This is a genomic window from Chryseobacterium sp. ISL-6, assembly GCF_018613715.1.
GTDB classification, from domain to species: Bacteria; Bacteroidota; Bacteroidia; order Flavobacteriales; family Weeksellaceae; genus Chryseobacterium; species Chryseobacterium paludis.
Window position 1 is genome coordinate 571,985 of sequence record NZ_JAGGPT010000006.1, and the last position, 14,143, is coordinate 586,127.

General features: G+C 36.3%; 8 protein-coding genes. All 8 read right to left on the reverse strand.

Annotation, left to right across the window (positions count from 1 at the left end; genetic code table 11):
• Positions 1 to 122 precede the first annotated feature (122 nt).
• Entirely contained in the window at positions 123 to 2,120 is a 1,998-nt protein-coding gene (locus J7E44_RS13470) for an FIDD domain-containing protein (RefSeq protein WP_214830650.1), read from the reverse strand.
• 156 nt (positions 2,121 to 2,276) lie between these two features.
• Entirely contained in the window at positions 2,277 to 4,535 is a 2,259-nt protein-coding gene (locus tag J7E44_RS13475; RefSeq protein WP_214830652.1) for an FIDD domain-containing protein, read from the reverse strand.
• A 122-nt stretch (positions 4,536 to 4,657) separates the two neighbouring features.
• Positions 4,658 to 6,919 carry an FIDD domain-containing protein gene (locus J7E44_RS13480; RefSeq protein ID WP_214830654.1) on the reverse strand — a complete coding sequence of 754 codons (2,262 nt, stop codon included), beginning with the start codon at positions 6,917 to 6,919 and terminating at the stop codon, positions 4,658 to 4,660.
• Between the two features lie 188 nt (positions 6,920 to 7,107).
• A complete protein-coding gene (rnhA, locus tag J7E44_RS13485) occupies positions 7,108 to 7,584 on the reverse strand; it encodes a ribonuclease HI (protein ID WP_214830664.1) in 477 nt (158 codons plus the stop codon).
• Between the two features lie 37 nt (positions 7,585 to 7,621).
• On the reverse strand, positions 7,622 to 9,208 hold the full coding sequence (dnaB, locus tag J7E44_RS13490) for a replicative DNA helicase (RefSeq protein ID WP_214830666.1): 1,587 nt from the start codon (positions 9,206 to 9,208) through the stop codon (positions 7,622 to 7,624).
• Positions 9,209 to 9,365: 157 nt separating this feature from the next.
• On the reverse strand, positions 9,366 to 11,483 hold the full coding sequence (locus tag J7E44_RS13495) for an FIDD domain-containing protein (protein ID WP_214830668.1): 2,118 nt from the start codon (positions 11,481 to 11,483) through the stop codon (positions 9,366 to 9,368).
• A gap of 116 nt (positions 11,484 to 11,599) precedes the next feature.
• Positions 11,600 to 13,699 (reverse strand): FIDD domain-containing protein, encoded by a 2,100-nt coding sequence (locus J7E44_RS13500; protein WP_214830670.1) that lies wholly within the window; start codon positions 13,697 to 13,699, stop codon positions 11,600 to 11,602.
• A 39-nt stretch (positions 13,700 to 13,738) separates the two neighbouring features.
• A complete protein-coding gene (locus J7E44_RS13505) occupies positions 13,739 to 14,143 on the reverse strand; it encodes a hypothetical protein (RefSeq protein ID WP_214830672.1) in 405 nt (134 codons plus the stop codon).

Sequence of the window (14,143 nt, forward strand, 5' to 3'; positions counted from 1 at the left end):
ACAAATTTAAGAATTGAATATGAATAAAATGGAGTTGTTATGAATTATCTGTTTATAAATAACACAAAAAAAGGATTGCTCCATTTTTGAAGCAACCCTTTTGATATGAATGAATGTTTATATTATTCTCTATTCTTCACCAATATCCAACCTGAATATTTAATCGGAGTGTTCTTTTTGTCATTTTCATTCCATGTTACAGAAAACCAGTAGCTTCCTGTGGAAACCTTTCTACCGCCAATAGTTCCGTCCCAAGTGTATTTATTAGATTTGTCACCCTGATGGATTTTAGCACCATATCTATCGTAGATGCTAAATACCAGATTTTGTTTACCAGCAAGGGCTGAATAATCTATTACATCATTTACTCCATCTCCATTAGGAGTAATTACATTAATTAAATTAGGAATAGTTATGGTAATGTCGATTGGTTCACAATCATAGGCATCTTTTACAAATAGGTTGCATTCCCCTCTTGGTAAGTTAGTGAACACATTAGAATCTTGCCAGTTGATATTGTCTAATGAGTATTGATATGGAGGAGTTCCACCAATGGCATTTACTGTGATCGTGCTGCTTGAAATATCTACATTGGTAATAACTGGTTGTTCAGCAGGATATACTTTTACGTTTTGAGTGGCAACACATTCTCCTGTTTTTAGTTTAACCCAATAAACACCTACTCCTACATTGGTAATAGCCTGTGTTGTTGCTCCTGTGCTCCAAAGATAAGATGCAAAACCTGGACCTGCATCCAAAGTAGTTTTGTCCTCTATACAAATTATTTTGTCTTTTAGAACAGTAGAAAGTACGGGAGCTAGTACAATTAGAGTGACTTTAGCCACTGCGTAACACCCGTTTGAGTTGGTGACTCTGATATACACGACTCCGTTTGGTGCAATATAAGCAGTTGGAGTGGCTATTTCGTTTGTTCCGTTTTGAGCATCTGCTAGAGATGGATAATATTTTTTAGTCAATACTCCCGGAGTTCCTGTTACAATAGCGGTCGTAAGATTAAATAATGCTGTTGAGGGATTTGCCTCAAGGAAACAGGATCTTAAAGTGGTATCGTTTACAGTGACAATTGGAGCAACTTTTAAAGTTACTGTTGCGTCATTATTGTCGCATAATACAGATGTTGGGTCTTTTATAACGACAGAAATATTGGTATCTGAAGTGTATTGGAAATTTGTGGGATTAGGAATTGGTGTTCCACTTCCTGTAATGTAATATGTAAAGGTATAATTAGTAGGTGTTGTTGTAAACTGTGAGTTTAATGTCGTAAGATCAATAGTTGCCATTCCAGCTAAATCTGGGCAAATCGATTTTGTAATTGCAGTTTGTAAAAGAGGGATTTTATCAACATAAACTTTTACATTTTTAATAGAGTGTCTGGCTCTTGCTCCTCCTGTAGATGCTGAAAAACCGAAATACCCAACAGTCATTGCGGCTGCAGCTCCGGAAGGTGCAAAGGATTGGTTTACGATTAATGTACCATCAAGTGTTATTTTTACGATCCAATTGGCAGGAGCTGCGGGGTCTACCTCTCCGCTTACTTCAACATGTTTGTAAGTTGTTCCTTGAAATGGTTGTGTTGAATTAAGATCTGCTGAGTGAAAAGAGCTTCCCGGAACATTATAAAACTCGACATTATTAGTGTCTGTCGTATTTTGAACTTGTCCATAGGCAACATGTACTTTACTCATTCCTGAGCTTCCTGTAGCATTGTTATAAGTGTCAAAAGCCGTAATAAAACCGATTGCATTTTGAGATACACCTAGCCCGGAACCGAGGATGCTTGCGATTGGTGGATTGGCCAGATACCAAAACGCGATACCGTCGCCGGTATAAGTTTGATTGGAGTCCATTCTAAAATCGAACTCTACTCTCCACTTGTCACAATACTTTAAGTTTATAGGCTCATTTAATCTTATAGAACCTGATTTATCATTGGTGTCGGGCGTAAGCTGTACAAAATCCGTATTCACAACGGTGGGAGCAACCATTGTCCATCCCGTAGTATTTACGGGATTACCTGCTAGCTGATAAGTTTGTGATATGAGCTGTATTGGAAGACAAAGTAAAATAAGAAGGAAATAAAAAAGTATAGTTTTTTTCATTGTTATTAGGTTATTTGTTTTTGAGATATTTTAAGTATGATAAATAATAGATTTTTAGTTTTAGTTTATACAAAATACGTCTTTGGATCTGATTTGATAAAAAGAATCACTTCCGTTTTAAGGAGTGATTCTTTATCTCTTGATTACCTATTTTAGTTAATCTCTATTCTTTACTAGAACCCAACCGGAATACTTGATAGAAGTATTCTTTTTGTCATTTTCATTCCATGAAACAGAGTACCAATAGCTTCCTGTAGGAACTTTTCTACCACCTATGGTTCCATCCCATCTATATTTTGTAGACTTATCTCCTTGGTGAATCTTAGCTCCATACCTGTCAAATATATTGAACACAAGGTTTTGTTTATTTGCTAATGCCGAATAATCAATTACATCATTAATACCATCTCCGTTAGGAGTAATCACATTAATTATATTTGGAATTGTTACAGTAACATTGATCGGTTCACAATCATAGGCATCTTTTACAAATACAGTGCTTTCTCCTCTAGGTAGATTAGCAAACACATTGGAGTTCTGCCAGATAATATTGTCTAATGAATATTGATACGGAGGAGTTCCGCCAATTACATTTATTGTTATTGTGGTGGTTGAAATATCTACATTGATAATAACCGGCTGTTCTGCGGGATGAACTTTTACAGTTTGTGTAGCAATACATTCGCCTGTTTTTAATTTAACCCAATAAACACCTACTCCTACATTGGTAATAGCCTGAGTTGTTGCCCCGGTACTCCATAAGTAAGATGCAAAACCAGGACCTGCATCTAATGTTGTTTTGTCTTCAATACAAATTGTTTTATCCTGTAGGACAGTAGACAATACGGGAGCGAGTACAATTAGTGTGACTTTGGCTACAGCATAGCATCCGTTTCCGTTAGTGACTTTAATGTAAATGACTCCGTTTGGAGCAATATATGCTGCGGGTGTTGTGATTTCATTTGTCCCATTTATGGCATCTGTCAGAGATGGATAATATTTTTTAGAAATTCCAACTTGTGTGGCCACTGCTGCGGCTGTGAGGTTGAATGATGCCATAGATGGATTTGATTCCAGAAAACAAGATCTAAGAGTTGTATCATTTACAACAACAACAGGATAGATGTTTAGAGTGATTTGTGCAACATCTACACAACCCTGTGGAGTGGTCACTTTTACAAAAACAGATCCTACAGGAGATGCATAAGCAGTTGGATTCATAATTTCATTAGTGCCGGCATTAAGGTCTGCTAATGAAGGGTAATATTGCTTTATGACCCCCGGAACAGTTGTAACTGCAGCTGTGGTTAGATCAAATGTAGCTGTTCCTGCATTATTGTTGTTGCATCCTGTTATGGTAACATCATCTGCTGCAAAAGGAGTTGGGTTCAGTTGAATGACTCCATCTCCATTATCGCATAATGTGGAGGAAGGATCTTTAACAACAACTGTGATTGTTGTGGCTCCTGTATACTGAAAACTGGTTGGATTGGCAATGGGTGTCGAGTTGCCCAGAACATAATAAGTAAAAATATAATTTGCCGGATTATTTACGAACTGAGAATTGTAAGATGTTAAATCTACAGTTCCGTTTCCTGTTGCAGGATTTACGCATACGAAAGGAGTAATGGTGCTTTGTAAAATAGGAACTTTATCTACGAAAATTTTAGCATTTTTAATAGAATGTCTCGCACTTGCTCCTCCAGTTGCTGCTGAAAAACCGAAATATCCCTGAGTCATTCCAATTGCACCTCCAGATGGGGCAAAAGATTGATCTGCAATAAGTACCCCGTCTATTCTTACCTTAATAAGCCAGTTGGTAGGATTGGCAAGATCTGTTTCACCATTTACTTCTACATGTTTGTAGGTTGCGCCGACAAATGGCTGTGTGGGATTCAAATCAGGAGAGTGGAATGTACTGCCGGCAGTATTATTATATTCTATATTGTTGTTAAGAGAGTTGTTGGTCCCATACAAAATATGAACCTTGCTCATTTGTCCTTCTGTGGTGTTGTTAAAAATATCAAACCCAACCATTAAACCTGAAGCATTAGCCGGGATTCCTAATCCGCCTCCTGAAACAAATCCTGTTGGAGGATTAGCCAGATACCAAAAGGTAAAGCCGTCCCCTCTCCCGAATTGGGCAGTCCCATTTCCGTCGATCCTAAAATCGAATTCTACCTTCCATTTGTCACAATACCTCAGATTGATTGGGTTGGTTAGTTTAATAGCACCATATTGATTTCCTTGATCCGCGGTAAGTTGTATAAAATCAGTATTTACATTTGCGCTTGAAACAAGATCCCATCCTGTAGTATTTACTGGGTTACCCGAAAGTTGATATGTCTGAGAGAAAAGAATACTGGGCAGATTGATGAAGATGATAAGAAGGCAGAAAAGTAAAGTTTTTTTCATTGAGGTGAGTGGAGTAAAGTGTTATTGTTTTTCCATTTAATTAATTCAAGTCCTTTTTGTTTTATAATAAAACTTAAGTAATAAAAAAGACCACTACCAATAATGGAGTGATCTTTTCTTTATTATTCTCTATTTTTAACCAATACCCAGCCATTGTAATTTGTTTGAGTATTGTTTTTGTCATTTTCATTCCAAGAGATCGTATACCAGTAAGTAGCAGTAGATATTTTTTTACCACCGGAAGTGCCATCCCATCTGTAATTTCTCAATTTATCGGCTTCATATAGCTTATTTCCATATCTGTCATAAACAATGAATACCAGATTCTTTTTGTAAGCAAGGGCAGAATAGTCGATATAGTCATTTACGTTATCTCCGTTTGGTGTAATAGCATTGATAAGATTAGGAACAGTGATTTGTACATCAATAGGGTTACAGTTGTAAAAATCTTTAACAAATATTTTATGTTCTCCTCTTGATAAACCTGAAAATATGTTTGAATCCTGCCATGTAACACCATCTAAAGAAAATTTGTAGGGTGGAGTGCCACCATTTACATTGACGGTGATTGTGCTGTTGGTAATATCAATGCTTGTAATAACAGGTTGTGGAGCTGCTTTTACTCTTACGATCTGATTGGTAAGGCAATTTCCTGTTTTTAGCAAAACTGAGTAAATTCCTACAGGAACATTTTGAATAGATTGAGTGGTTGCTCCTGTATTCCATAAATAACCATCAAAACCCGGACCTGCATCTAAAGTTGCTGTTTCATCGATACAAATTGTCTGATCTTTAAGAACGGAGGATTGTACCGGAGGTAAAACAACAAGATTGATCTTTACAATAGTATAACAATTATTGGCATCAGTTACTTTAACATAGACTACGCCGGTAGTGGAAACATATGCTGCCGGATTTACTATTTCGTTAGTACCACCTACAGCATTTGCCAGGGTTGTATAATATTTTTTGATAACTCCAGTTTGTGTTGTTATGTTGGCTGTGGTTAGATTAAATAAACCGGATGTAATATTTGTATCAATAAAACATGAACGTATAGTGTCATCATTAGCAACTACTTCAGGAAGAAATGAAAGAGTGATTTGTGCTGTTCCAGTACAGCCTTGAGGGGTTGTTACTTTCACATAAACAATTCCTGGAGCAGAAGTGTAAGTTGCTGGGTTTGTAATCTCATTGGTTCCCGCGTTGAGGTCATTTAACGTTTTATAGAATTTCTTAATGACGCCAGGTACTCCTGTTACAGGCGCTGTTACAAGGTTAAATGTTGCTATGCCAGCTTTATTATTGTTACATTCAGATATTGTTACATTACTTGCTGTGAACGGAGCGAGAACGAGGAGTATTTTTCCGTCAGGATTATCGCATAGGACTCCTGCATTGTCTTTTATGACAACGGATATCGTTGTATTGGCATTGAATTGATAATTGGTAGGATTCGCAATTGGTGTTGAGCTACCTAGAACATAGTAAGTAAATGTATAGTTCGCTGGTGTAGTTACAAACTGCGAATTGAATGTAGTTAAATTCACAACACCGTTCCCTGTGGAAGGATTGGGACAGAAAGATTGTGTTGCAGAGTTTTGTAATATTGCAACTTTGTCCGTATATATCTTTACATTTTTAATGGAGTTTCTTACAGATGCTGCTCCTGTAGATGCAGAGAAGCCAAAATATCCCTGGGTTATTGCTGCTGCTGCTCCGGCAGGTGCAAAAGATTGGTTAATGACTGAGGTTCCATCAATTTTTAAAGTAATAATCCAGTTAGTTGGTGTTGCAGGATCCACTTCTCCGGTCACCTCAACATGTTTAAAGGTGGGGCCTACCAAAGGAAGGGTAGACGTTAGATCAGCAGAGTGAAATGAACTTCCGGGAGTATTAAAATATTCGATATTGTTTGTATCAGTGGTATTTTGTACAACACCATAGGCAAGATGGACTTTATTCATCTGACCTGCTGTTGTATTGTTGTAAAGGTCAAAACCAATCATTAAGCCGATTGCATTTTGCGGGATTCCTAAACCAGAGCCCAGTTGACTTGTTATTGGAGGATTTTGTAGATACCAAAATGAAAAGCCATCTCCTCTTCCAGCAGATGTTCCATTTCCATCCATTCTGAAATCAAATTCAATTCTCCATTTGTCACAGTATTTTAGATTAATGGGATCATTAAGCTTTATAGCTCCGGATTTATTTGTTAAGTCATCGGTAAGCATGACAAAATCTCCATTTACTACTGCAGAAGGAACTACGGTCCAACCTGTAGTATTCACGGGATTTCCTGTGAGCTGATAAGTTTGTGAAAAGAGTTTTCCGGATAAGCAGAATAAAACCAGAGTAAAATAAAATAGTAATTTTTTATTCATTAATTAGGATGTTTAAAAATTGGACGTGTAAATATATTAAATCCTAAGTAATAAATATGTATTCAGTGTTAATTTTGCAGAAAAGATTAATAATATTTTAATAAAAGTTAATTAAGCTAGTGAAATAACTAATTCAGGGTGTAGAATAGTTGGAAATACTGATATAGATTCCATTTGAGGAGTTTTCTTTAAAACAGGGAATTATTTTCAAGATCTTCAAAAAAGGTGTCAATTTCTAAATGAGAAGATGCTGCGGCGGCAACTGCAAGTTTATCACACAACTCATTTTCGAAATGACCGGCATGTCCTTTTATCCAGTGCATTTTTGGACTGTGCTGATTATAGAGGATAACGAACTTTTTCCACAGATCAGGGTTCTTTACGTTTTTCCAACCTCTTTTTATCCAGCCTGAAATCCAATTTTGATTAATGGCATCTGAAACATATTTACTGTCTGTAAAAACATGAATGTCATTTTCTGTTGATTTCAGTTTTTCTAAAGCTGTAATAACAGCTAAAAGTTCCATTCTGTTATTTGTTGTTTTTCGGAAACCTTTAGAAAAAGTTTTTTGATAATTTTTTTCTGGAACGCGCATCAGAATTCCATATCCTCCTTTTCCAGGATTTCCACTACATGCTCCGTCGGTATATATTTCAATTCTCAAAACTTTCTGATCTGTAAGAATGGTTGTATTTAATTATTTAAAATGGGAAATCATCATCATCATCAAAATCATTCATAGAAGATCCTGAGAGCTGAGAGTTATCTGGAAGATCAAATGCCGCACCTGGTTGAATGGTGGTTTTTATCTTGTCAAAACCACTAGGTTCATTAGAATTAAAATTAGAGGGATATCCTGGAGCTCCTCCCATCGCAGCCTCTACATCTCCAAATTTTGCAAAATGTTTCAAGAATGATAATCTTACATCTGCCGTAGCACCATTTCTGTGTTTTGCAATAATTAGTTCTGCTTGATTTTCTGTTGAACTTTCCTGTCCTTCCTCATCGTTATCCCAAACGGCAATTTTATAATATTCCGGTCTAAATATAAAAGATACAATATCGGCATCCTGCTCAATTGCTCCTGATTCCCTTAAATCGGAAAGTTGAGGTCTTTTTCCAGGGCGGGTTTCCACACTTCTTGAAAGCTGAGAAAGCGCAATTACTGGTACATTCAATTCTTTTGCAATAGCTTTTAATGAACGTGAAATCATAGAAATTTCCTGTTCACGGTTTCCGCCTCCTTTTCCTCCACCTCCCGCGGTCATTAGCTGAAGGTAGTCAACCATGATCAGTCTAACGCCATGTTGCATAACTAGTCTTCGGCATTTTGCCCTGAAATCGAATATGGAAAGTGAGGGAGTTTCATCAATAAAAAGAGGTGCATTTTCCAATTCGGATACATTGGAGAACAGTCTTTGCCACTCTTCATCATCCAATGTTCCTTTCCTTAATTTTTCTGAAGAAATTCTTGTTTCAGAAGCGATCATCCTTGTGATAAGCTGTACTGATGCCATCTCCAGAGAGAAAAGAACCATAGGGATTTTGTGCCCTACCGCAATATTTCTTGCCATGGAAAGAAGAAATGCAGTTTTACCCATCGCCGGACGTGCAGCAATAATAATAAGGTCAGAATTTTGCCAACCTCCTGTTTCTTTATCGACATCTCTGAATCCCGATGGAACCCCTGAAAGGCCTTCTTTATCTTTTAAAGATTTAATAGTATCAATAGCTTGTTTTACCAATGAATTTGCTGTATCGAAACCTTTTTTAATAGTACCGTTGGTAATTTCAAAGAATGATTGTTCCGCTTTATCCAGTAGTTCAAATACGTCAGTTGATTCTTTATATGAAGAGTCGATAACGTTGGCAGAAACGTTAATTAAACTTCTTAAAATATATTTTTCAAGAATAACACGAACGTGATATTCAATATGCGCAGATGAGCTAACTCCCATCGTTAGATCAATAATATAATGATCGCCACCTGCTAAATGTAGTTTTTCCTCCTTTTTTAGCTCCTGTATAATGGTCATTAAATCTACAGGATGGTTACCTTCATACAATTTCAATATGGTAGTAAAGATCACCTGATGTCTGGGGTCATAAAAAACTTCAGGAGTAAGTAAGTCAATGGAATGGTCTAGTCCTTTCTTATCAATTAAAAAAGTTCCTATAATCAATCTTTCAAAATCTACTGCATTAGGAGGCATTTTTCCATCAGCAATTGACAGTTCCTTCGCAAAGTTTCCATGCGTAAGAGATGATAATGTTTCTTTCTGCGCCATGTTGCAAAGATAGTTTATTTAAAAAATAATTAAAAAATAGTATTCAACAAATTATTCTTAATAGGTACTAAAATACCGCCAATAAAAGATAAAATATGTTGATAAAAAAATCACCTCAATATTGAGGTGATTTTTTAGATTTGATTAATTATATAAATTATTCTCTGTTTTTTACCAATATCCATCCGCTATAATTCGTTTGAGTATTGTTTTTATCATTTTCGTTCCATGAGATCGTGAACCAATAAGTACCGGTTATAATTTTTTTACCACCAGAAGTACCATCCCATCTGTATCCTCTCATTTTATCAGCCTCGTACAATTTATTTCCATATCTATCATAAACAATGAAAACGAGATTTTTCTTGTATCCTAATTCAGAGTAGTCTACATAATCATTTACGTTGTCTCCATTTGGAGTGATAGCATTAACTAAATTTGGAACTGTTACTTGAATATCAATAGGTGTACAGTCAAAAGAATCTATAACATAGATTTTGTTTTCTCCTCTAGGAAGACCTGTGAATACATTTGAATCCTGCCAGTTAACACCATCTAGGGAGTATTTATATGGCGCTTTGCCTCCTGAAACATTTACTGTAATTGTATTGTTTGAAATATCAACACTCGTAATAACAGGTTGTTGCGAAGCATATACATTTACTTGCTGTACCGTGTAGCAGATTCCTGTTTTTAACTTTACCCAATAAGATCCTACAGGTACATTCGTAATGGCTTGGGTTGTTGCTCCCGTGCTCCATTCATACCCGTCGAAACCAGGTCCTGCATCTAACGTTGTCTTATCTTCTAAACAAATAGTAACATCCTTCAGAACGTTAGATTTTACCGGAGGTAAAACTTTAAGGGTAATTTTAGCAATAGCATAACATAAGTTAGCATTGAATACTTTTACATATACCTCACCGTTAGTAGAGACGTACGCCAGAGGATTAGCTATTGGGCTTGTTCCACTGACAGCGTTGGCCAGTGTAGTATAAAACTTTTTAGTAATCGGTGCTTGATTTGAGACATTGGCAGTGGTTAAATCAAATGATGCTGTCGTTATATTAGTATCTATATAACAAGATTCGATAGTAGCGTCATTAACAACCACAACAGGATGGAATTTTAAAGTGATCTCAGAGTCATCTGAACATCCTTCTGTTGAAGTTACTTTTACATACACTTTCTTTTCAGCTGAAACATAAGCTGCTGGATTCATAATCTGATTAGTCCCAGCATTTAAATCAGCTAACGTAGGATAATACTTCTTAATGGCAGTAGGATCGCTAAAAGTATCCGCCAATGTTAAGTTATAGGTTGCAGTTCCCGCCCCATTATTATTACATTCAAAAAGAATAGCATCTTTGGCTATAATATTACCTTGTCTGAATTTAAACTTACCGGTTATAAAACATTTATTAATCGGATTATCAGGATTCGTGGGATCAGTATAAGTGACTCTGTAATAATAAATTGTGGTTCCATCCACAATTGTAGGGTTTGCTAGGGGGTTATTTCCGGTTATAGCATCATTGTTATTATCATGATAAGTAACAGAAAAATTTGCATTACCATTAACGATTCCGGAAGTAAGTGTATTAAAATCAAATGGACCTGGAATCGCACATTTTAAAATTTCATTAGGAGAATCAGGAGTTGGGCCAGGAACGCCTGGAGTGACAAAAGGATTAGGTGTTAGTACTGGGTCATTGAAAGCGGAAGCTAAAGTAGCTGTTCCTCCCCATGTTAAAGAAAATCCAAATGCATTAGTGCTATAGTTACTTACTAATAATACATAGCTTTCACCTGCTAGCACATTCATTGGAGTGTTATAGCTTAGATTTGGAGGGGTAGATGATAACCCTGTTGGGTAAGGCCATGGAGGAAGTCGTGCAGAAAAATTACAAGTCACAGGAGCTCCAAGGTTTCCACAGGTAGGGCTAGGACCCCATACAGCCCAATCATAATCTGCGCCATCATTGTTGGGTCCTGGCGGAGTATTTGGAATGGTATTGGGTGTAATCTCAAAAGTTAATGTTCCTGAAGTGGCTATGGTAAATGAATACCAAACAGAATATTTTTCTCCACCTTTAAGGCAAAGATCATCAGGAATAGTACTTGGTGGAGCCGGGATGTCAACAACAGTCCCTGAGCCCGTAGGTATATATGAAATGTCTGAGTTTCCACATACCGGAATTGCAGTAATACAATCCGATTGTGAAAAATATAATTGGGACAAAAATAAAATAAAAATAAGTAGTAATTTTCTCATTTTGAAATGAATTTAATGTAACAAAAATAGCGAAAATAACAAAATATTTAAGTTATTATTCGCACGAATTAATAAAAACCGCTTGAAAAAGCGGTTTTTATTAAAAAAAAATATGATTATTCTCTGTTTTTAACCATAATCCAGCTAGAGAATTTGATAGGCGTATTTTTCTTGTCATTCTCATTCCAGGTTACAGAGTACCAGTAAGTTCCAGTTGAAACTTTTTTATTTCCATTGGTGGTACCATCCCACTTATAGCCATTAGTTTTATCAGCCTGGAAAATCTTAGCACCATATCGGTCAAATATGCTTAATACTAAATTTTGCTTGCCTGCTAACGCAGAATAGTCAATTACATCATTAATACCATCATTATTAGGAGTGATCACATTAATTAAATTAGGAACTACAACAGTGACGTCAATAGGTTCACAATCATAAGAATCTTTCACATAAATTTGAGTATCTCCTCTAGGGATATTATTAAATACATTTGAATCCTGCCAGTTGATATTATCAATTGAATATTTATAAGGTGGAGTGCCTCCAATAACATTTACAGTAATGGTATTCGTTGAAATATCTACATTCGTTATAACTGGTTGTTCGGTAGGATGAACTGTTACTGTTTGGGTTGTAATACATTCTCCTGTTTTTAATTTTACCCAGTAAGTTCCAACCGGGACGTCTGTAATTGCCTGCGTTGTAGCACCGGTGCTCCATAAATAAGAAGCAAATCCAGGGCCTGCATCTAAAGTTGTTCTATCTTCCATACAGATGATCTTATCAACCAAAACTGTAGATTTTACCGGAGGTAATACGATCAAGGTAATCTTTGCAACAGTGAAACAATTGTTTGAATTTGATACCCTAACGTAAACAACACCGTTCGGAGCTACATATGCTGCGGCTGCGGCTGGCAAAATTTCATTTGTAGCGTTTACAGCATCTGTCATAGATGGGTAATATTTTTTAGTGGTTCCAGACAGAGATGTTACGATAGCAGCTGGAAGATTAAACAATGCTGTTGAAGGGTTTGTTTCAATAAAACAAGATCTTATAGTAGGTTCTAATACCGTTACAATTGGATGGAAGTTTAGCTTGATTTCGGCTATTGCTGTACATCCAAACTGATTGGTTGCTTTTACGTAGGCAGATCCTGAAGGAGCAACATAAACATAAGGGTTTGTGATTTCACTTGTTCCATTATTAGCATCAGCTAGTGAAGGATAATATTGAAATGTCAGACCAGGAATGGCACCTGCACCAACGTCTGCAGTTGATAAGTCATAGGTTCCTGTTCCGGAGTTGTTATTACTACAGGAAGTAAGTGATCCTGGAGTGAGTGTGAATGACCTGTCTACGAATTTTATCGTTCCAAATTCTTTGCACTTATTTAAAAAACTGGCTGGACTTGTAGGGTCAAAATAGCTGATAACATAAGTGTAAGTTGTAGCTGGATTTACAACAGTTTGGCCAATGATTGGATTTACATCATCCAAAGCATCAGTAGCTGTTTTATAATACTTAATAATGAAGCTAGGGTTACCATTTAATATTCCTGAAGTCAAAGTAGAGAAATCAAAATTTAAATTACAAATGTCAAGAATACCATCATGATTTGGGCCAGGTGTAACAAATGGATATGGCTGTAAAACAGGATCTCCAAAAGGAGTAAGTAATCCTGCAGATCCTCCGAAGGTTAGTGAAAACTGTGAGCTGGCGCCGGAAAATTGATCAACTAACAGATAATATACTTGTCCTGGCAGAACATCGATATATTTTACCATACCATCTGATGGGTTTCCTAAATTATCAGTACCTGCATCTTCCGATGTATCAAGTGAAGTGAGGTTAAGTCCTGTTATGTACTGTCCAGGTGATGGCGAATCATAAGAGCATCTGAGTGGCATTATGGTTTGAATCTCTGCACAGGTGTTATTAGGGCCATAAAGAGCCCAGTCATAATCCACATTATTAACAGGATCAATCGCAAATGTCAAAGTACCTGCAGTAAGTGTACTGAAGGTAAACCAAATAGAGTTGTTTTCTCCGCCTAAACAACCTGCATTCCCTTCATCACTGTTTCCGGTTCCAGTGGGTGTAAGGGTAATATCTGCATTACTACAGATAGGTATTGCTGTTGAGCAGTCGTTATTTTGTGCGAAAAAAATATGAGATACCAAAAAGGCTATAAAGAGTAATGTTTTTTTCATAATTTTTTTTTTAAATAGAAGTAAATTTGTACTGTAAAACTATTTTGCAGTTTTAACGGCTTCAAACTTTGTTCTCTGCTCTCGAATAAGATTTAGTAAATCAGTGATTTCTTTATTATCAGGTTGTAATTCTAAACTTCCTGCAACAAACTTTTCAGCGAGGCTGTTAGTATATCTAGTATCTGCTTTCTTATTGCCGCTGTTTATAATAAATTCACCTTCCTTGTATAATACAAGGCCAGCATAATAATACGCTTTCCACCTGTAAGGATCTCTGGATTTTTTTAATTCCGAAAACTCTCTGAAAAGCTTTTCGTAATCAGCGACGGTTTTTGCAGACGATATTTTTTCTGCTTTTTGATTCAATGTATTCTCGTAACTACTCTGGGCAGAAATAAGTACACTAAACAATACAAAATAAAAAGTGAGTAAAGTTTTTTTCAT